The organism is Saccharothrix sp. NBAS 001, assembly GCF_056640475.1.
In genome coordinates this window covers 5326120-5345996 of sequence record NZ_CM153251.1, presented here as the reverse complement: position 1 = coordinate 5345996, position 19877 = coordinate 5326120, and the positions used below count along the sequence as shown (strand labels likewise).

Below are 19877 nucleotides of genomic sequence, written 5' to 3'. Positions count from 1 at the left end.
GGCCACCGAGCGGAAAGACCGGTTGTGAAGACTCTCAGCGACCTCCTCGCCGAGGGTGTCTCGGGTCGGCGCGTCCTGGTGCGCGCCGACCTGAACGTCCCCCTCGACGGCGACAAGATCACCGACGACGGCCGCGTCCGCGCGTCGGTGCCGACGCTCAAGGCGCTGGCCGAGGCCGGCGCGCGCGTCCTCGTCGCCGCCCACCTGGGCCGCCCCAAGGGCGAGCCCGACCCGACGCTCTCCCTCGCCCCGGTCGCCGTGCGGCTGGGCGAGCTGCTCGGCAGGCCCGTCGAACTCGGCACCGAGACCGCCGGTGACGGTTCGGTCGTGCTGCTGGAGAACATCCGCTTCGACGCCCGCGAGACCAGCAAGGTCGACGCCGAGCGCGAGGCGTTGGCGGCGGAGCTGGCGGCCAAGGCCGACGCGTTCGTCTCCGACGGCTTCGGCGTCGTGCACCGCAAGCAGGCGTCGGTCTACGACGTGGCCAAGAAGCTGCCCGCCTACGCGGGCGGCCTGGTGCTCGCCGAGGTCGAGGTGCTGCACAAGCTCACCGCCGACCTCCAGCGCCCGTACGTGGTCGTGCTGGGCGGTGCGAAGGTGTCCGACAAGCTCGGCGTCATCGCGAACCTGCTGACCAAGGTCGACCGGCTGCTGGTCGGCGGCGGCATGGCCTACACCTTCCTCAAGGCCCAGGGCCACGAGGTCGGCGAGTCCCTGCTCCAGGCCGACCAGCTGGACCAGGTCTCGGGCTTCCTCAAGGAGGCCGAGGAGCGCGGCGTCGAGCTGGTGCTCCCGGTCGACGTGCTGGCCGCGACCGGGTTCGCGGCCGACGCCGGGTTCGAGGTGGTCGAGGCCACCGCGATCCCGGCCGACCGGCAGGGCCTGGACATCGGCCCGGAGTCGCGCGAGCTGTTCGCCTCGAAGCTGGCCGACGCCAAGACGGTGTTCTGGAACGGCCCGATGGGCGTGTTCGAGTTCGAGGCGTTCGCCGGCGGCACCCGCGCGGTGGCCGAGGCGCTGGTCGCGAGCGACGCGTTCACCGTGGTCGGCGGCGGCGACTCGGCCGCGGCCGTGCGCGCGCTGGGCCTGCCCGAGGACGGTTTCTCGCACATCTCCACCGGCGGCGGTGCCTCGCTGGAGTACCTGGAGGGCAAGGAGTTGCCCGGCGTCGCCGTGCTCGAAGAGGGGAACGCCTGATGGCCGCCCGACAGCCGCTGATCGCGGGCAACTGGAAGATGAACCTCAACCACCTCGAGGCCATCGCCCTGGTGCAGAAGATCGCGTTCTCCCTGCCGGAGAAGTACTTCGCCAAGGTCGAGGTGGCGGTGCTGCCGCCGTTCGTCGACATCCGGTCCATCCAGACCCTGGTCGACGGCGACAAGCTGCTGCTCAAGTACGGCGCGCAGGACATCTCGCCGCACGACTCGGGCGCGTACACCGGCGACGTGTCCGGCCCGATGCTGGCCAAGCTGGGCTGCTCCTACGTGACCGTCGGCCACTCCGAGCGGCGCGAGTACCACCACGAGGACGACGCGCTGGTCAACAAGAAGGTCAAGGCGGCGCTCAAGCACGGCGTCACCCCGATCTTCTGCCTGGGCGAGCGGGTGGACGTGCGCGAGGCGGGCAACCACGTCGAGCACTGCACCACCCAGCTGGTCGAGGGGCTCAAGGGCGTGTCGGCCGAACAGGCCAAGGACGTCGTGGTCGCGTACGAGCCGGTGTGGGCGATCGGCACCGGCAAGGTGGCCTCGTCGGCGGACGCGCAGGAGGTGTGCGCGGCGCTGCGGGTGAAGCTGGCCGAGCTGCACGGCGAGGACGTCGCGTCGGCCGTTCGGGTGCTTTACGGCGGCTCGGTGAAGTCCGGGAACATCGCCGAGCTGGTCGCGCAGAAGGACGTCGACGGCGCCCTGGTGGGCGGTGCGAGCCTGGAAGCGGACGAGTTCGCCAAGCTGTGTGCCCTCGCGGCCGGCGGCCCTCTACCCTGAGTCATTGAACATGCCCCACCACCGCGGTGGTCCACGGTCGGCAGTCGACCGGGTACTCTGTGGCGTCACCTGCCTGACAGCGAGGAAGAAATGACACTGTTCCTGCAGATCCTGTTGGTTGTTGCCAGTGTGCTGCTGATCCTGCTGGTGCTGCTGCACCGGGGTCGTGGTGGTGGTCTGTCCTCGTTGTTCGGCGGCGGCATGCAGTCGAGCCTGTCCGGGTCGAGTGTGGTGGAGAAGAACCTGGACCGCCTGACGCTGTTCGTCGGTGCCGTCTGGGTGATCGCCATCATCGGCATCGGGCTGATGATCAAGGTCAACTGACGACAGGGAAACCACGTGGTGGGGGTGTGAGGGTCGATGGCTGGTGGTAACGCGATTCGCGGTACCCGCGTCGGCGCAGGCCCGATGGGTGAATCGGAGCGCGGCGAGTCCGCGCCCCGGCGTCGGGTGTCGTACTGGTGCGCCAACGCGCACGAGTCGCGTCCGTCGTTCGCGGTCGAGGCGGAAATCCCGGACAACTGGGACTGCCCCCGGTGCGGTCTGCCGGCGGGCCGGGACGAGCAGGCTCCGCCGGCTCCCCCGCGCAACGAGCCGTACAAGACGCACTTGGCGTACGTGAAGGAACGTCGTTCCGACGCGGACGGGGAGGCGATCCTCGAAGAGGCGCTCACCAAGCTGCGCAAGCAGCGCGAAGAGCCCTAGCCGTAGCCGTAGGACAACGCGCCGGCCCCCGTGGACCCACCACGGGGGCCGGCGCGTTCGCGCACCCCGGACCCGCCCGCCGCAGCGCGCGGTGCACCCGGCGAGCCGGTCCGCCCGGCGGTGCCGCGATCAGGTGGACGAGCCCGGCCGGCGCCGCCGGCGCGCGGTGTCCTGGTAGGCGGTGATCGCCTTGACCCGGTCCTCGGCCCGGGTCGACCGCAGCACGAGCCAGAGGCCGACGAGGAAGACCAGCCGGTCGGCGAGGCGCATCGCGGCGTAGGTGATCACCACGGCTCCGGGCACCCCGGCCACGGCCAGGTGGAGCGGTTCGCCGCTGGTCACGGTGACCCCCTCGGCCTGGGACGCAGTAATCTGTAGAGTGCCAGACAACTAATCAGAGTTACTAGTGTCTCTGACAAACTCGGACAGTCGGGTGGTGGGCCGTGGGGCACTTGCGTCGACCCGATCTGCCGGCCGGCCCCCTGGCCGACTTCTTCGACCTGCTGCTGCGGCTGCACGTGACCGCCGGGGAGCCGTCCAGCAGGGCGCTCGCCCGCACCGCCGAACTCAGCCACGACACGGTGCACCGGACGTTGACCGGTCCGACCCTGCCTCGCTGGAGCAGCGTCGAACCGGTGGTCCGCGCGTTGGGCGGGGACGTCGAAGAGGTGCGGACCCGCTGGATCGCGGCCCGGGCCGGGCAGGCGCCCGCGTCGGGCACCGGGCCGGACGACCTGGTCATCCCGCCGCCGGACCAGCCCGTGGTGGCGGGCGTCGCGGCACCCGCCGACGACGCGACGATCCGGGTGATGATCGTGGACGACCACCCGATGTTCCGCTACGGGCTGAGCATGGTGTTGCGGGGAGCGGGCTTCGAGGTGGTGGCCGAGGCGGTCGACGGCCGGGAGGCGGTGCGGCTCGGCGAGCTGACCCGGCCGGACGTGGTCGTGATGGACCTGCGCATGCCGGTGATGTCGGGGATGGAGGCCACCGAGCGGCTCATCGCCGGCGAGCCGTCGACCAACGTCCTGGTGCTGACGATGTTCGACGAGCCGGAGGCGATCCTGAACGCGCTGCGCGCGGGAGCCAGGGGGTACCTGCTCAAGGACGCCGGTCCGAAGGCGATCGTCAACGCCGTGCGGCGGATCGCCCGGGGCGAAACGGTGATCACGCCGCGGGCCGCCGAAGCCATGCTCGGACAGCTGCACCGCAAGCCCGACGACCCGGGCTTCCGCCTCACCGACCGGGAGCGCCAAGTGCTCGACCTGGTTGCGCGCGGCGCGACCACCCCGGAGATCGCCAGGTCGCTGGTGGTCAGCCGCAGCACGGTGTCGGTCCACCTGGCGAACATCTACCGGAAGCTGGGGGTGAGCGGTCGCACCGGGCTGGTGCGCTTCGCGCTGGACCACGGCCTGACGGACTAGACGAGTAATGCGTAAGTCGGTCAGTGGTCGTAGGCGGTCAGGGATCGGGTGACGGGTTGGCCGGTGGCGCGGTTGTGCCAGATGGGGGCGGTGAGGGCGAGGAGTCGTTGGGCGATGCGGACTCCGACGCCGTCGATGGTGCGTCCGCCGTGCTGTTCCAGGTTCAACTGTCCTTTGAGGGTGTCGTTGACCGACTCGATCAACTGGCGGACGGACTTGAGCAGGGGTTCGCCGGGGTGCGGGGTCCGGTTGCGGTAGGACGGCCGGATCAGCCGGACCCCGCGCTCGGAGAGGAACCGGTCGAGTTCGGCCGAGACGTAGCCCTTGTCCGCGACGATCAGCAGTCCCGGCCGGTCGGCGAGCAGTCGGGGTTCGTGGTCGCAGATCGCCATGAGCACCTGCCGCTCGTCGATCTTCGGGTCGGCCAACGCCCAGGCGACGGGCAGCCCCGCCGGGGTGCGGACCAGGTGCAGCCGCAGTCCCCAGAACCAGCGGGAGTGCGAACGGCAGTAGCCGTACTTCGCCCAGCCGGCCAACTCCGAGCGTTTCACCGTCGGCCGGGACCGGCCGCACTCCACCGGCGTGGAGTCCACGACCCAGGTCGTGTCCGTCCACAGGTCGGTGTCCGCGGCCAACCACCGCGCCACCTGCTTGACCAGGGGTAACGCGGCGCGGAGGCGGCGGTTGTAGCCGGACTGGCCGGGCAGGTACCGGAACGCGCCGGGCATCCGCACGGGCAGCGGCAGGAACCGCAGCCAGCGGGCCTCGGAGGTGAACCCCAGGAGCGCCTGGGCCACCGCGAGGGTGACCAGTTCGGCGTCGGTCAACCGGGGTGGCCGTCCCCGGCGGGGCCTGTCGGCGAGGCGGTCGTCGATCTTGACGTAGAGTTCGGTCAGAAGGGTGTTCAGGTCTGTCGTCACAAACTGATCTTGAACACCCTTCGTCCGTCTCCGGACACCACCCCGGACTTACGCATTACTCGTCTAGGGCCGCGCCACCCGGCCCGGGGGTGCGTCGCCGCCGGTCAGGCGGTGCGGCGGAAGGCGCTGAACTGGCGGCGGAGCAGGGTGGCTCCGACGAGCAGGAAGAACACCAGGATCACCAGGGTGGACGTGGTGCCGCCGGTCGAGCTGGTCAGGGCCACGTCGACGCTGCCCACCAGGATGATCCCGCAGTCGGCGCGGATGACGTGCCGGCCCGGCTGGATCGTCGCGAACTCGACCCGCGTGCTGAACGTCCCCGTCCGGTCCGCCAGCGCCGTCCCCACGTCCTCGCCCAGCGAACTCAGCTTCACCTCCGACCCCGGCCGGCACCCGGTCCCGGTGGCGGTCAGCGGGTCGCCGGGCTGGATGTTGTCCTTGTCCAGCGTCAGCGCCCCGTCACCGCCCTCGAACGTGCCCGTCGTCGGCACCGGGCCACTGCTGCTCTCGGTGGTGGTGGTCGTGGTCGTCGTGGTGGACGTCGTGGTCGTCGTGCTGGTGGTGGTGGGCCGGGTGGTCGTCACCGCCGGGGGAGTCGTGGTCACGGCGGGCGGGTTCGTCGTCGTGGTGACCGGCGGGGGAGTGGTCGTCGTGGGTCTCGTTGGCGCGATCGTCACCGAGTACGTGGCGCGCGCGATGCTGCCCCGGCACACCGTGCGCAGCACGACCGTGTGCGAGCCCGTCTCGGCCCACGTGGGCGACGACACGGTCACCGCGCCCCGGTACGCCTGCGCGGGCGTCGCCAGGATGTTGCCCGCGTTGTCCCAGAGCACCTGCATCCGCTGGTAGCAGTCCGGGTCCCAGGAGAACCCCGCCCAGTTCACGGTGAACGCCGACCCCGCCGCACCCGTCGCGGGCGACAGCGTGATCGACGGCGGCACCTGCGCGGAGGCCGGAGTGGACACCAGGGAGGTAACGCCGTAGGCCACCGCACCGAGTAGAGCTAGTGTTCCTGCCGATCGCATGCCGACTCCCGGACTCGTCCGCGTCCCCTGAACTTCGAGGTGCCCCTGTGAGACGCATTATGAGCGGGGTCGGTTTACTGCTCGTCTGCGGGATCTTCTGCGGGATCTCCGGCGCAATCCTCCCGGCCGCCGCGCACGCCGCCGGTGACGGGGTCACCCTCACCGCCTTTGTGGACAGCCGCCCGGTCGGCCCGGACGACCTGGTGCTCGACCCGTCCGGCTCGGCGAAGATCTCGGTCACCGTCCACAACGGAACCGACACCGTGCGGCACGTGAAGACCGTTCGCCTCTCCGGCACGGCGCTCGCGCTCACGTTCTTCTCCTACGACACCACGGTCCCGTTCGACGTGCCCGCGAAGCAGAGCGTCACCAAGGCGTTCTTCCTCGACCTCGGCCAGCTCGGCACCCAGGCGACCGGTCTGCTGCCCACCGACATCGAAGTCCTCGACGTGGAGCGCGAGGTGATCGCCGCGATCGGCGCGACCGGCGACGTGCGCGGCTCGATGTGGTCGGTCTACGGCGTGTTCGGCCTCGCGGTGTTCTTCCTGACCGCGCTGGCGTGGGCGGGCGCGCTGTGGGCGCTGGCCCGCCGCCGGCTGCCCGCGAACCGGTGGCAGCGCGCCATGCAGTTCCTGCCGGCGGGCGTCGGCACCGGGCTGGTCGCGGTGATCTCGCTGTCCGTGCTGCGGGTGATGGCCCCGTCGCCGGCCGCCGAGGTGCCGTTCATCCTGGGCGCGGCCGCTGCGGCGTTCCTGCTCGGCTACCTGACCCCGAACGCGGCCGAACCGCCGCCCGCCGACCCGGAGGCGACCCAGCGGATCACCCGCCCGCTGCCGGGCGGTGCGGCGTGAGCCCGAGCACGACGCCGAGCCCGAGCGTGGTCGCCGCGCTGCCGCAGTACGACATCGGCGCGCAGATCGGGCACGGCGGCATGGGCGTGGTCTACGCGGGCGTGCACCGCCCGCTCGGCCGCCCCGTCGCGGTCAAGCGGCTGCCGCACGTGCTCGCCGAGGACGCCCGGATGAGCGCCCGGTTCGAGCACGAGGCCCGGCTGCTGGCCCGCCTGGACCACCCGCACATCGTGCCGGTCTACGACTACGTGCAGAGCCACGGCGAGCACCTGCTGGTGATGGAGAAGCTGGACGGCGGCACGGTCTGGTCGACGTTCACCGAACGCGGCTTCACCCCGTCCGAGTCGTGCGCGCTCGCCCTGGCCGCGCTGTCCGGCCTGCACGCCGCGCACGGCGCGGGCGTCCTGCACCTGGACGTGAAGCCGAAGAACCTGCTGTTCACCGCGCAGGGCGCGCTGAAGGTCGCCGACTTCGGCATCTCCCAGGTGGTCAGCGAGGGCGCGACCCTGGTCACCCACGGCGGCCAGGTGCTCGGCACCCCCGCCTACCTGTCGCCGGAGCAGGCGCTGGGCAACCCGCTCAGCCCCGCCGCCGACGTCTACGGCACCGCCACCGTGCTCTACGAACTGCTCAGCGGCCGGCTGCCGTTCGAGTCCGGCGGCGGCGCGCTGGCCATGATCCAGCGGCACGTCCACCAGCAGCCCCGCCCGCTGACCGAGGTGCCGGCCCCGCTGGCGCGGGTCGTGATGCGCGGGATCGAACGCGACCCGCAGGCCCGCTACCGCAACGCCGAGACGTTCGCGATCGACCTGGCGGGCGCGGCGGCCGAGGTGTTCGGCCCGGACTGGCTGCTGCGCGCGGGCCTGCCGGTGCACCTCGCACCGCAGGTGGCCGCCGCCAGCACCCGGCCGTCGAACCGGCCGTCGGTGCCGCGCGAGACGTTGGACATCCCGGTCCGGGCCACCGCCGTCGACCCGCTCACGCCGGCCCGGCTGGACGGCCAGACCCTGATCCCGGCCCGTGACCTGCTGGAACAGCCCAAGCCCGCGCGCTGGTACGGCCTGGTCGCCGCGGTGCTGGCGCTGGTCGCGCTCGCCCTGCCGTTCACGCTGCCCGGCCGCGACCTGCCGGTGCTCGACCGCGACCTGAGCAGGCCGGTCGTGGTGGAGGGCGTGGCGCAGCCGGCCCGGCTGACGGTCACCGCCGCCGGGATCACGCTCGCCGACGTGCCCGCCGTGCCGCAGAGCACGCCCACGGCGTTCGAACTGCCCGGCGCGGCCCGCTGGATCGTCGGCGGCGCGGCCCTGGCCACGGTCGAGGCCGGCGGGCAGCGCACCGAGTACTCGCTGCGGCCCACCGAGAACCCGATGATCAGCATCATGGGCGTGGGCAGCGCGGTGCTGCTGCTGTTCACCCTCGCCTACCTGGAGTCGCTGCTGCGCTCGCTGCGCCGCCGCCAGTCGGGGGCCGCCGCGGTCGTCGCGTCGGCGCCCCTCGGCTTCGGCCTGGGTGTCGCGGTGTGGTTGCTGCCGTCCGTGCTGCTGCGCCACGAGCCCGCCCTGTGGCCCGCGCTGGTGTGCGGCGCGCTGGTCGCCGCGGCCGCCGTGTGCACGGCGGTGGCTACCCGTCGAGCTGCCGGGCCAGGGGGAAGGTGACGGCGACCCGGAACCCGCCGTCGTCGCTGGGCCCGGCCTCGAACGTGCCGTCCAGCAGCGCCGCGCGCTCCTGGAGCCCGACCAGCCCGTGACCGCCGCTGGGCAGCGTCGGGCACTCGCGCGGCAGGACCGGCGGGTCGTTGCGGATCTCGACCCGCAGTTCGTCCGGCTCGGCCTGGACGTGCACGGAGGTCGCCGCGCAGCCCGCGTGCTTGCGGATGTTCGTCAGCGCCTCCTGGACGGTCCGGTAGACCGCGCCCGAGATCGGCGCGGGCAGGTCGCCCACCGGCCCCAGCACGGTCAGCGACGCCGGGATCCCCGCGCCCGCGACCAGCTGCGGCAGCTCCTCGACGCGCGGCTGCGGCGAGTCGTCGCCGCCGGTGGTGCGCAGGACGCTCACCAGCTGGCGCAGCTCGTCCAGGGTGCGGGTGCTCAGGCTGCGGATCGTGCCCGCGACCTGCTTGGCGTCCGGGTCGGCGACCGCGATCCGCAGCGCGCCGGCCTGCATCGCGATCAGGCTCACCTGGTGCGACACCACGTCGTGCATCTCGCGCGCGAGCCGGGCCCGTTCGTCGGCCCGCACGGCGTGCGCGTGCAGCAGCCGTTCCCGCTCCCGGCTGGCCGCCAGCTCCGCGATCCGCGCGGACAGCTCCTCGCGGGCGTGCGCGAGCAGCCCGATCGCGATCGGCATGCCGGCCACGATGCAGCCGTAGATCGCGTCGTGGATGTGCGTGGTCCAGGGCAGCGCCAGGAACTCGTCCGGTGGCCACAGGAAGAACCGGCTCAGCCACACCAGCCCGGCGGCGATGTAGGTCTGGGTGGACAGCAGCTTCTGCCGGGCCAGCGTGCCCAGGGCGATCATCGCGGCGAGCTGCGCCATGCCCGCGAAGAACCCGGGCACGGTCAGCAGCACCACCAGGAACGGGAACCGCCGACGCAGCACGAGCGCCGACACCGCGATGATCGACAGGACGTAGTTGTAGGACTTGGCGTCCGGCGCGAACCAGAACCACACGTCGAACGCGCCGATCGCGACCACGGCGACGTCCAACGCCAACTGCCGGTGCCGGAACAGCCGCTCCCGCAGCCCCCGGGCAGCGCGAGGCGCCCGTTCGGTGGGGACGCCGTTGACCCCGCCGCTCGGCAGCCTTTCGACAGCGTTGCCGGCCAGGACTCGCCCTCCCGTGTCAGCCACCCGCTGCTCGTCACCGTACTGCGCTGTCATCACGCTTGGCATGACCGCCCCTTCGCCCCCGAAAGTGCCCGCCGAGCCCCACCTCACCCACCGAGATGCAACGATTACCCGAAAGGGACGTGCCGGCCAGCACAAAATTGCGACCGCGAACGCTTGTTCGACATGCGGACGCCTGACGGGTGATGTGGATCACCGGGGTGGCCGCCGACCCGTCGAGCCGGGCGAGCCGGGACGGCGGGCCGGACAGCGGTGTGCCCTGCTCCGGGTTCCGCATGACATCGGCGCAGGTCTCGCCGCCGGACACGTCGTGGCGTCGGTGGCCGACATGCGCCGCAGACGCCCTCCGGCGTGGACGAAGCCCGGCGAGACGCGGAACGGGGCGGTGGCGACCCGTGGTCGCCACCGCCCCGTCCGCCGGTACTCCGGCTAGGCCGGCACCTGGGCCGCCGCGGCCTTGTCGAGCAGCCACAGCGTGCGGTGCAGGCCGGTCGCGCCGGCGGCCGGGAGGTCGACCTCGGCGGCACCCGCGAAGGTCGCGGCGACCGCCTCGGCCTTCGCCTCGCCGGTGGTCATCAGCCACACCTCGCGGGCCTGGCGGATCGCCGGGAGGGTCAGGCTGACCCTGGTCGGCGGGGGCTTGGGGCAGTCGCGGACCGCGACGGCGACCCGGTCGTGCTCGCGCACCGCCGGCGACTCCGGGAAGATCGACGCCACGTGGCCCTCTTCGCCCACGCCGAGCAGCAGCACGTCGAACGCAGGCACGCTGCCGCCCGCCGTGAGCACCTCCGCGTACGCCGCCGCAGCGGCCTCCGGGTCGTCGCCGAACCGGCCGTCGGACGGCTCCACCGCGTGCACCCGCTCCGGGTCCACCGGCACGTGGTCCAGCAGCGCCGCGCGGGACTGGGTCTCGTTGCGGTCCGGGTGCCCGGCGGGCAGGAACCGCTCGTCGCCCCAGTACAGGTCGACCCGCGACCAGTCCACGGCGTCGCGCGCCGGGCTGTCGCGGACCTGCTCCAGCACGGCCGCGCCGGTCCGTCCGCCGGTCAGCACCAGCGACGCGGTGCCGCGCGCGGCCTGGGCGTCGACCAGCGCGGTGACCAGCCGGGCGGCCGTGGCGGCGGCCAGCACGACGCCGTCGGCGTGCACGACCACCTCGGGGCCGGTCATGCCTTGGCCTTCGCCTTCGCGGGCTTGGCCTTCGCCGCCGGGGCCTTCGCCGCCTGCTCCCCGGCCGCCGGGGCCTCGCCGTTGGGCGACTCGGCGGGCTTGCGGGCGGCGGGCTTGCGGGCCGGCGAGGTCTTGACCGGGGTCCGGCCGCGCGAGACCTTGCCCAGCGCCCGCAGCGCCGACTCGTACACCTCGTCCGGGTCCAGCCGGCGCAGTTCCTCGGCCAAGCAGTCGCGGATCGCGCGGCGCTGCAACGCCACCCGCCGCTCCGGCTGGCCGGGCTGGGTCAGCGCGCCGACCTTGCCGTCCGGCCGGACCAGTTCCACGACCCCGGACTTGCGGACCAGCTTCACGTCGACGATGCCGACGCCGCGGGTCGCCTTGGACCGCTTCACCGGTGCCTTGAGCGCGCCCGCCAGCCACGCGGCCAGCAGGTCGGTGGACGGCGAATCGGCCTCGCCGCTCACCTCCGCCTCGGTGACCTTGTCGAACGGCGGCAGGTCCAGCGCCGAGGCGAGCATCGCCCGCCACAGCGTCAACCGGGTCCACGCCAGGTCCGTGTCGCCCGGCGTGTAGCCGGACTTGCGCTGGTCCAGGGCCTTGATCGGGTTCTTCTCGGCGGCCGCGTCGGTGATCCGGCGCTGCGCGAGCTGGCCGATCGGGTCCTTGGCGGGCACGGCCGGCGCCTCGTGCGGCCACCACGCCACGACCGGGGTGTCCGGCAGCAGCAGCGGCACGACGCACGACGCGCCTTCGTTGGCCAGTTCCCCGTACAGGCGCAGCACGATCACCTCGGACGCGCCCGCGTCGCCGCCGACCCGGATCTGCGCGTCCAGCCGGGGCGCGGCCTTGCGCGCGCCCCGGGCGACCACGATCACCCGGCACGGGTGCTCGCGGCTGGCGTCGTTGGCCGCGTCCACGGCGTCCTCGGTCTTCGCCCCGTCGTCGGTGACGATGACCAGGGTCAGCACCCGGCCGAGGGTGACCGCGCCGCCCTCCTCGCGCAGCTGCACGAGCTTGCTGTTGACCTGTGACGTGGTGGTCGAGGGCAGGTCGATGATCACGGACGCCTCCAGTGCCTACCGGTGCGGGCCAGCATCTCGTCCGCGGACGCCGGACCCCAGGTCCCCGCCTTGTACTTCTCCGGAGCCCCGCCGGCGGCCCACTGCCGCAGCACCGGGTCGAGGATCTCCCAGGACAGCTCGACCTCGTCGTTCTTCGGGAACAGCGACGGCTCGCCGAGCAGCACGTCGAGCAGCAGCCGCTCGTAGGCCTCCGGCGACGACTCGGTGAACGCGTGGCCGTAGCCGAAGTCCATCGTGACGTCGCGGACCTCCATGGTGTTGCCGGGCACCTTGGAGCCGAACCGGATGGTCACGCCCTCGTCCGGCTGCACCCGCACCACCAGGGCGTTCTGCCCCAGCTCCTCGGTCGCGGTGTCGTCGAAGGGCAGGTGCGGCGCGCGCTTGAACACCACGGCCACCTCGGTGACCCGGCGGCCCAGCCGCTTGCCGGTGCGCAGGTAGAACGGCACGCCCGCCCACCGCCGGGTGGCGATCTCGCAGGTGATCGCGGCGTAGGTCTCGGTGGTCGAGTCCTTGGCGAACCCGCCCTCCTCCAGCAGGCCGGGCACCTTCTGCCCGCCCTGCCAGCCGCCGGTGTACTGGCCGCGCGCGGTGGTCTCCGCGAGCGGCCCCACCGGCTTGGTCGCGGACAGCACCTTGACCTTCTCCGCCCGCAGGTCGGCCGGCTTGAACGACACCGGCTCCTCCATCGCGGTCAGCGCGAGCAGCTGGAGCAGGTGGTTCTGGATCACGTCGCGGGCCGCGCCGATGCCGTCGTAGTAGCCCGCGCGACCGCCCAGCCCGATGTCCTCGGCCATGGTGATCTGCACGTGGTCGACGTAGTTCGCGTTCCAGATGGGTTCGTACAGCTGGTTGGCGAAGCGCAGCGCCATGATGTTCTGCACGGTCTCCTTGCCGAGGTAGTGGTCGATGCGGAACACCGACTCCTCGGGGAAGACGTCGTTGACGATCTTGTTCAGGTGCTTGGCGCTGGGCAGGTCGTGCCCAAACGGCTTCTCGATGACCACCCGCCGCCACTGGCCGGGGCTGTCGGTCGGCGGCGTGGCCAGGCCCGCGCGCTTGAGCTGGTTGACCACCGTGGTGAACGCGCTGGGCGGCACCGACAGGTAGAACGCGTGGTTGCCGCCCGTGCCGCGCTCGCGGTCCAGCTCGGCGATCGTGTCGGCCAGCGAGTCGAACGCGGCGTCGTCGTCGAAGGTGCCCTGCACGAACCGGATGCCCTCGGCGAGCTGGTCCCAGACCTCCTGCCGGAACGGCGTGCGCGCGTGCTCCTTCACCGCCTCGTGCACGACCTGCATGAAGTCCTGGTCGGCCCAGTCCCGCCGGGCGAAGCCGACGAGCGCGAAGCCCGGCGGCAGCAGGCCCCGGTTGGCCAGGTCGTAGATGGCGGGCATGAGCTTCTTGCGCGACAGGTCACCGGTCACGCCGAAGATCACCAGGCCGCACGGCCCGGCGATCCTGGGCAGCCGCTTGTCCCGGGGGTCGCGCAGCGGGTTGCGCTTGGCTGGCGCGGTCACGAACCGTCCTCCTGGATGGCCTCGACGAGCTGCGCGAGCCCGGCGACGCGGTCGGTGAGGTGCAGTCGCAGCACCGGGCGCCCGCGCTCGGCCAGCACTTGGCCGTCGCCCAGCGCCTGCGCCGTCTGCAAGGTGCCCAGGTCGTACGGCCGGCCGGGCACGTCCAGGGACGTCTCGGACGCCCCGGTGATCTGGAGGAACACCCCGTTCTGGTGCCCGCCCTTGTGGTACTGCCCGGTCGAGTGCAGGAACCGCGGGCCCCAGCCGAACGTGGTCTGCAGGTGCGAGCGCTGCGCCAGCTCCGGCCGGACCAGCGCGAACGACGCGTCGTCCAGCCGGTCCAGGTACGCCTGCACGGACAGGTAGCCGTGGTCCGGCGCGGCGGCGACCAGCAGCTTGAGCGCGTCGGCGACGGTCTTGACGTCCGAGGGCAGCCAGCCCTCGCTCGCGTGCACCTCGATCGGACCGTCCACGAAGGACGGTGCCTGCGCCGAGGCGGTCGGCGCGTCCAGCAGGGAGCGGGCGGCCTTCTTCGCGGCCTCCACGTCGGGCTGGTCGAACGGGTTGATGTCGAGCACCCGGCCCACCAGCGCGGTCGCGTACTCCCACACCAGGAACTGCGCGCCGAGCGCGCCCTCGACGGCCACCGACGACGAGCCGGTGGCCGGCCCGATGGCCACGGTCGTGGCGTCCGAGCGGGCGTCCACGAAACCGGGCGCGCCGGGACCCTCCACGACGACCGGCAGCAGGCCGGTGCCGTCCTTGCCGGTGGACTCGGCGATCAGCTGCTCGGCCCAGTCGCCGAAGCCCGCGATCCCCGAACCGGTGTCCGCGAACACGATCTTCTCCGCGCCGTGCGCGTGCGCCACGGCGAAGGTCGCCGCGAGCACCACGGCCGGGTTGTCCGGCGAGTCGGCCGAGACCAGCGGCACGGCCGCCGCGGCGTCGTCGAGCAGGCCCGCCACGTCCGCGCCCGCGAGCCCCGAGGGCACCAGGCCGAACGCGGTCAGCGCCGAGTACCGGCCGCCCACGTGCGGGTCGGCCAGGAACACCTTGCGGTAGCCCGCTTCCCGGGACGCCGCCTCCAGCGGCGAGCCCGGGTCGGTCACCACGACGATCCGCGACGCCGCGTCCACGCCCACGGCGGTGAACGCGGCCTCGAAGATCCGCCGGTGGCTGTCGGTCTCCACGGTGCCGCCCGACTTGGACGACACCACCAGCACGGTTCGCTTCAGGTCGCCCGCCAGCGCGTCGGCCACCTGGCCGGGGTCGGTGGTGTCCAGCACCACCAGCGGCACGCCGGCCGTGCCGGTGATCACCTCGGGCGCGAGCGACGAGCCGCCCATGCCGGCGAGCACCACCCGGTCCACGCCCTCGGCGAGCAGTTCCGCGCGCAGCGCCGCGATCTCGGCGACCAGCGGGCGCGAGGTCTCGGGCAGCGCGGTCCAGGCGAGCCGGATGGACGCCTCGGGTTCCGCCGCCGGACCCCACAGGGTCGCGTCGCCGGCGGTGAGCTTGCTCGCCACCCGGTCGCGGACCAGGTCGCCCACCACGATGGCGACCTGGTCTTCGTTCGGCGAGCGGACGATCTCCACGGAGACCACCTCGGTCATGTGTTTCAGTCCTTAGCCTGGTTCAGTTGGCCGGTCACCGTGTCGAGCAGTTCCGCCCAGGACTTCTCGAACTTGTCCACGCCCTCGGTCTCCAGGACGGCGAACACGTCGTCGAGGTCGATGCCGACCTCGGTCAGCCCGTCGAAGACCTCCTGCGCCTGCGCGGCCCGCCCGGTCACGGTGTCACCGGTGATCCTGCCGTGGTCGGCGACGGCGTGCAGGGTCTTCTCCGGCATCGTGTTGACCGTGTCGGCGACGACCAGCTCGTCCACGTACCGGGTGTCGGAGTAGGCGGGGTCCTTCACGCCGGTCGAGGCCCACAGCGGGCGCTGCGGCCGGGCGCCGGCGGCGGCCAGCGCCTCCCAGCGCTCGCCCCGGAACGTCTCCTGGAACGCCGCGTAGGCCAGCCGCGCGTTGGCGATCGCGGCCTGGCCGCGCAGCTCCGCCGCGCGCGGGGTGTCCAGCTCCGCCAGCCGCTTGTCGATCTCGGTGTCCACCCGGGACACGAAGAACGACGCCACCGAGTGGATGCCGCGCAGGTCGTGGCCGTTCGCCTTGGCCTGCTCCAGACCCGCGACGAACGCCTCCATCACGTCCCCGTAGCGCTCGGTGGAGAAGATCAGCGTCACGTTCACGCTGATGCCCTCGGCGAGCACCTTGGTGATCGCGGGCAGGCCCTCGACCGTGGCCGGGATCTTGACCAGCAGGTTCGGCCGGTCCACGGTCTTGGCCAGGTCCTGCGCCTCGGCGATGGTGGCCGCGGTGTCGTTGGCCAGCCGCGGGTCGACCTCGATCGACACCCGGCCGTCCACGCCGTCGGTGGACTCGTAGAGGGAGCGGAACAGGTCGCACGCGGTGCGCACGTCGGTGGTGGTGATCTCGCGGACGGCGGCGTCGGTGTCCGCGCCGCGCGCCGCGAGTTCGCGCACCTGCTCGTCGTAGGCCGCGCCCTTGGACAGCGCGCCGGCGAAGATGGTCGGGTTGGTGGTCACGCCGACCACGTGCCGGTCGGCGATCAGGGCGGCGAGGTTGCCGGTGTCGAGCCGCTCGCGGGACAGGTCGTCCAGCCAGATCGACACACCGGCGTCGCTCAGCGCGCCCAGGTTGTCGGTAGTCATCTCGTCATCTCCCCTGTGTGGTTGCGGCGGAGCGCTCTAGCGGACCTTGGCCAGCGACCGGCGGGCCGCCGCCACCACGTTCTCGGTGGTGAAGCCGAATTCGCGGAACAGCGTCTGGTAGTCCGCCGACGCGCCGAAGTGCTCGATGGACACGATCTCGCCCGCGTCGCCGGCGAACCGGTACCACGGCTGCGCGATGCCCGCCTCGACCACGACGCGCGCCTTCACCGACGACGGCAGCACGGACTCGCGGTACGCCTCGTCCTGCGCGTCGAACCACTCGACGCTGGGCATCGACACCACGCGGGTCGCGACGCCCTCGGCCTCGAACGCCGCGCGCGCCTCGACCGCGATCTGCAGTTCGGAGCCGGTGGCGATCAGGATCAGCTCGGGCTCGCCCTCGCCCGCCAGCACGTAGCCGCCGCGCCGGACGCCCTCGACCGCCTTCTCCCTGGTGCCCGCCAGCACCGGCAGGTTCTGCCGGCTCAGCGCCAGGCCCACCGGGTGGCTGGTCTGCCCGATGGTCGCCCGCCACGCCGCCGAGGTCTCGTTGGCGTCGCCGGGGCGCACCACGACCAGGCCCGGGATCGCGCGCAGCGCGGCCAGGTGCTCGATCGGCTGGTGCGTCGGGCCGTCCTCGCCCAGGCCGATGGAGTCGTGCGTCCACACGTAGGTGACCGGGATCCCCATCAGCGCGGCCAGCCGGACCGGCGGGCGCATGTAGTCGGAGAACACCAGGAACGTGCCGCCGTACGGGCGGGTCGGGCCGTGCAGCGCGATGCCGTTGAGGATCGAGCCCATGGCGTGCTCGCGGATGCCGAAGTGCAGCGTCCGGCCGTACGGGTTGGTCTTCCACATGCCCGTGGAGATCGACTCCGGGCCGAAGGACGCCTCGCCCTTCATCGTGGTCAGGTTCGACTCCGCGAGGTCGGCCGAGCCGCCCCACAGCTCCGGCAGCACGGCCGCGAGCGCGGTCAGCGTCTCGCCGGACGCCTTGCGGGTCGGCACGCCCTTGGCGTCGGGCTCCCACGACGGCAGCGCGTCGGTCCAGCCCTCGGGCAGCTCGCGCGCCACCAGCCGGTCGAACAGCGCCTTGCGCTCCGGGTTGGCCGACGCCCACGCGTCGAACGAGCCCTGCCACTCGGCCTTGGCCGCCTCGCCGCGCTTGACCACCTCGCGGGCGTGCGCCAGCACCTCGTCGGCCACCTCGAACGACTGCTCCGGGTCGAAGCCCAGCAGCTTCTTGACCGCCGCGACCTCGTCGCCGCCCAGCGCCGCGCCGTGCGCCGCGCCGGTGTTCTGCTTGTTCGGCGCCGGGTAGCCGATGATCGTGCGCAGCAGCACGAACGACGGCCGCGACGTCTCCGCCTTGGCCTTCTCCAGCGCGTCGAGGATGCCCGCGACGTTCTCGCCGCCCTCGACGACCTGCACGTGCCAGCCGTAGGACTCGTAGCGCTTCGCGGTGTCCTCGGACAGCGCGATCGTCGTATCGTCCTCGATGGAGATCTTGTTGTCGTCGTAGATCACCGTGAGGTTGCCCAGCTGCTGGGTGCCCGCGAGCGAGGACGCCTCGGAGGTCACGCCCTCCTCGATGTCGCCGTCGGAGGCGATCACGTAGATCTGGTGGTCGAACGGGCTCGTGCCGGGCGCGGCGTCCGGGTCGAACAGGCCGCGTTCGCGGCGCGCGCCCATCGCCATGCCGACCGCCGACGCCAGGCCCTGGCCCAGCGGACCGGTGGTGATCTCCACGCCGCGGGTGTGCCCGTGCTCGGGGTGGCCGGGGGTCTTGGAGCCCCACGTGCGCAGCGCCTTCAGGTCGTCCAGCTCCAGGCCGTAGCCGGAGAGGAACAGCTGCACGTAGAGGGTCAGGCTGGAGTGGCCGGCGCTGAGCACGAACCGGTCGCGGCCCGGCCAGTCGGCGTCCGCCGGGTCGTGGCGCAGGACGCGCTGGAACAGCGTGTAGGCGAGCGGCGCCAGGCTCATCGCGGTGCCGGGGTGGCCGTTGCCGACCTTCTGGACGGCGTCCGCGGCCAGGACGCGGGCCGTGTCGACGGCGCGCTTGTCCAGCTCCGTCCAGTCGTCGGGCAGATGGGCCTCGGTCAGCCGGGTGATGTCATCGGTGACGGACACGGACTTCCAGCTCCAGTCTCACGTAGGCGGCAGGTGTGCGACGGGCCGTTCTCAATCGATCCCGTCAGGCCCGATCCGCGGTTTTCCCTCGTCCGCCGGCCAGCCTAGTCGGCTGACCGGACCCACGTTGCGTGAACACTCTGTGGGTGTACGCACAGGGCATACGAACAGGTCGGCGGGGGCGTTCAGAACAGCTGCCCCCTCACGTTCAGGCGTACCCGAACGGGCTGTGGATTCCACTCGCGGTTACGATCTGCGCATCCCGAGACCTGACCGAGGAGTGCGATGAGTGCCGTCAGCGAGCTTCCGGCGCGATCGCCCCGACAGGTCGTCGGCGCGTACGTGGCCCTCACCAAGCCGCGCGTGATCGAACTGCTGCTGATCACCACCATCCCGGCGATGCTGCTGGCCGCCCGGGGGCTGCCGCCGCTGTGGCTGATCGCGTGCACGCTGGCCGGCGGCACCCTCGCGGCGGGCTCGGCGAACGCGCTGAACTGCTACGTGGACGCCGACATCGACTCGGTCATGAAGCGGACCGGCGCGCGCCCGCTGGCCCAGAACGCGATTCCGCCGCGCAACGCGCTGATCTTCGGCGTGGTGCTGGGCGTGGTGTCGTTCGCGTTCCTGTGGTTGACCACGAACCTGATCTCGGCCGTGTTCGCGGTGGCCACGATCCTGTTCTACATCTTCGTCTACACGCTGGTGCTCAAGCGGCGCACGTCGCAGAACATCATCTGGGGCGGGATGGCCGGCTGCATGCCGGTGATCATCGGCTGGTCCTCGGTGACCGGCACGGTCGCGTGGCCCGCGCTGGTGATGTTCGGCGTGATCTTCTTCTGGACGCCGCCCCACACGTGGGCGCTGGCGATGAAGTTCAAGGAGGACTACGCGCGGGCGGGCGTGCCGATGCTGCCGGTGGTGGCCACGGCCCAGCAGGTGACGCGGCAGATCGTGATCTACTCGTGGATCACCGTGGTGTGCACGCTGCTGCTGGCCCCCGTGACGTCGTGGATCTACGTGTCGATCGCGGCCCTGTCGGGCATCTGGTTCGCGGTGTTCGCCCACCGGCTGCACGGTGTCGTGCGGCGCGGCGGGTCGACCAACACGATGAAGTTCTTCCACATGTCGAACCTGTACCTGATGCTGGTGTTCTGCGGCCTGGCCGTGGACGCGGTCGTCGGCCTGCCCGTCCTCGGCCTGCCGTTCTAGGCAGTGTCCTGTGAGCCTGTGATCAGGTTGTCTGGTGGTTGCGGGTCATGGCGGCCCGTGGCGAGTTGACCGATCGGGTGTGGGCGGCGGTCGTCGGCGTCTGCTCCAGCGTGGTCCGCGCCCACCGGCACGCCGCCGGTGCCCGGAAAGCGGGGGATGCGGACCCGCCGTCGAGGCTCTCGCGGTCGCGGGCGAGGCATGCCCTGTGTGTCCTTGCCGTGCCCGGTCAGGCCCGGGGACAACCCGCTGCCGGACGGCATCCGCGTCGCCCGCGTCGG

Annotated in this window: 18 protein-coding genes; 8 read left to right on the top strand and 10 right to left on the bottom strand. The window is 72.3% G+C overall.

Features of this window, described 5'->3' with window-relative positions; genetic code table 11:
• Window positions 1-24: 24 nt before the first annotated feature.
• The 4 genes from AC0HI0_RS22110 (at window position 25) to AC0HI0_RS22095 (ending at window position 2690) form a co-directional block, all read left to right on the top strand.
• Complete coding sequence (locus tag AC0HI0_RS22110; RefSeq protein ID WP_480925402.1) at window positions 25-1197, top strand: phosphoglycerate kinase; 1173 nt, start codon at window positions 25-27, stop codon at window positions 1195-1197.
• Window positions 1197-1985: a triose-phosphate isomerase gene (gene tpiA / locus AC0HI0_RS22105; RefSeq protein ID WP_480925401.1), complete on the top strand. Its 789-nt coding sequence runs from the start codon at window positions 1197-1199 to the stop codon at window positions 1983-1985. The genes AC0HI0_RS22110 and tpiA overlap by 1 nt, the downstream gene beginning before the upstream one ends.
• Window positions 1986-2075: 90 nt before the next feature.
• The gene (secG, locus tag AC0HI0_RS22100) at window positions 2076-2309 is read left to right on the top strand and encodes a preprotein translocase subunit SecG (RefSeq protein ID WP_480925400.1); all 234 of its coding nucleotides are present in this window, start codon (window positions 2076-2078) and stop codon (window positions 2307-2309) included.
• Between the two features lie 36 nt (window positions 2310-2345).
• A complete protein-coding gene (locus AC0HI0_RS22095) occupies window positions 2346-2690 on the top strand; it encodes an RNA polymerase-binding protein RbpA (protein WP_480925399.1) in 345 nt (114 codons plus the stop codon).
• A 129-nt stretch (window positions 2691-2819) separates the two neighbouring features.
• On the opposite strand, the gene AC0HI0_RS22090 is transcribed toward AC0HI0_RS22095, so the two are convergent.
• Window positions 2820-3032: a hypothetical protein gene (locus AC0HI0_RS22090; RefSeq protein WP_480925398.1), complete on the bottom strand. Its 213-nt coding sequence runs from the start codon at window positions 3030-3032 to the stop codon at window positions 2820-2822.
• A gap of 101 nt (window positions 3033-3133) precedes the next feature.
• Between AC0HI0_RS22090 and AC0HI0_RS22085 the strand changes: the two genes are divergently transcribed.
• Window positions 3134-4114, top strand: a complete 981-nt coding sequence (locus AC0HI0_RS22085; protein WP_480925397.1) for a response regulator — start codon at window positions 3134-3136, stop codon at window positions 4112-4114.
• A gap of 20 nt (window positions 4115-4134) precedes the next feature.
• Here the strand turns inward: AC0HI0_RS22085 and AC0HI0_RS22080 are convergent, their stop codons facing one another.
• Entirely contained in the window at window positions 4135-5034 is a 900-nt protein-coding gene (locus tag AC0HI0_RS22080; protein ID WP_480925396.1) for an IS982 family transposase, read from the bottom strand.
• A 104-nt stretch (window positions 5035-5138) separates the two neighbouring features.
• On the bottom strand, window positions 5139-6023 hold the full coding sequence (locus AC0HI0_RS22075; protein WP_480925395.1) for a hypothetical protein: 885 nt from the start codon (window positions 6021-6023) through the stop codon (window positions 5139-5141).
• Between the two features lie 83 nt (window positions 6024-6106).
• Between AC0HI0_RS22075 and AC0HI0_RS22070 the strand changes: the two genes are divergently transcribed.
• Window positions 6107-6910, top strand: coding sequence for a hypothetical protein (locus AC0HI0_RS22070; RefSeq protein WP_480925394.1), 804 nt, complete (start codon window positions 6107-6109; stop codon window positions 6908-6910).
• Window positions 6907-8565, top strand: a complete 1659-nt coding sequence (locus AC0HI0_RS22065) for a serine/threonine-protein kinase (RefSeq protein WP_480925393.1) — start codon at window positions 6907-6909, stop codon at window positions 8563-8565. The genes AC0HI0_RS22070 and AC0HI0_RS22065 overlap by 4 nt, the downstream gene beginning before the upstream one ends.
• Here the strand turns inward: AC0HI0_RS22065 and AC0HI0_RS22060 are convergent.
• The 7 genes from AC0HI0_RS22060 to tkt form a co-directional block, all read right to left on the bottom strand.
• Window positions 8531-9802, bottom strand: a complete 1272-nt coding sequence (locus tag AC0HI0_RS22060; RefSeq protein ID WP_480925392.1) for a sensor histidine kinase — start codon at window positions 9800-9802, stop codon at window positions 8531-8533. The genes AC0HI0_RS22065 and AC0HI0_RS22060 overlap by 35 nt on opposite strands.
• A gap of 384 nt (window positions 9803-10186) precedes the next feature.
• On the bottom strand, window positions 10187-10927 hold the full coding sequence (gene pgl, locus AC0HI0_RS22055) for a 6-phosphogluconolactonase (RefSeq protein WP_480925391.1): 741 nt from the start codon (window positions 10925-10927) through the stop codon (window positions 10187-10189).
• Window positions 10924-11991, bottom strand: coding sequence for a glucose-6-phosphate dehydrogenase assembly protein OpcA (gene opcA, locus AC0HI0_RS22050; RefSeq protein WP_480925390.1), 1068 nt, complete (start codon window positions 11989-11991; stop codon window positions 10924-10926). Before opcA ends, pgl begins: the two co-directional genes overlap by 4 nt.
• Entirely contained in the window at window positions 11988-13529 is a 1542-nt protein-coding gene (gene zwf, locus AC0HI0_RS22045; protein WP_480925389.1) for a glucose-6-phosphate dehydrogenase, read from the bottom strand. The genes opcA and zwf overlap by 4 nt, the downstream gene beginning before the upstream one ends.
• Entirely contained in the window at window positions 13526-15142 is a 1617-nt protein-coding gene (locus AC0HI0_RS22040; protein WP_480925388.1) for a glucose-6-phosphate isomerase, read from the bottom strand. Before AC0HI0_RS22040 ends, zwf begins: the two co-directional genes overlap by 4 nt.
• Window positions 15143-15147: 5 nt before the next feature.
• Complete coding sequence (tal, locus tag AC0HI0_RS22035; protein WP_480925387.1) at window positions 15148-16260, bottom strand: transaldolase; 1113 nt, start codon at window positions 16258-16260, stop codon at window positions 15148-15150.
• Window positions 16261-16296: 36 nt separating this feature from the next.
• Window positions 16297-18390 (bottom strand): transketolase, encoded by a 2094-nt coding sequence (gene tkt / locus AC0HI0_RS22030; protein ID WP_480925386.1) that lies wholly within the window; start codon window positions 18388-18390, stop codon window positions 16297-16299.
• A 285-nt stretch (window positions 18391-18675) separates the two neighbouring features.
• On the opposite strand from tkt, the gene AC0HI0_RS22025 reads away from it, so the two are divergent.
• Window positions 18676-19599 carry a heme o synthase gene (locus AC0HI0_RS22025; protein WP_480925385.1) on the top strand — a complete coding sequence of 308 codons (924 nt, stop codon included), beginning with the start codon at window positions 18676-18678 and terminating at the stop codon, window positions 19597-19599.
• The last annotated feature ends 278 nt before the right edge of the window (window positions 19600-19877 follow it).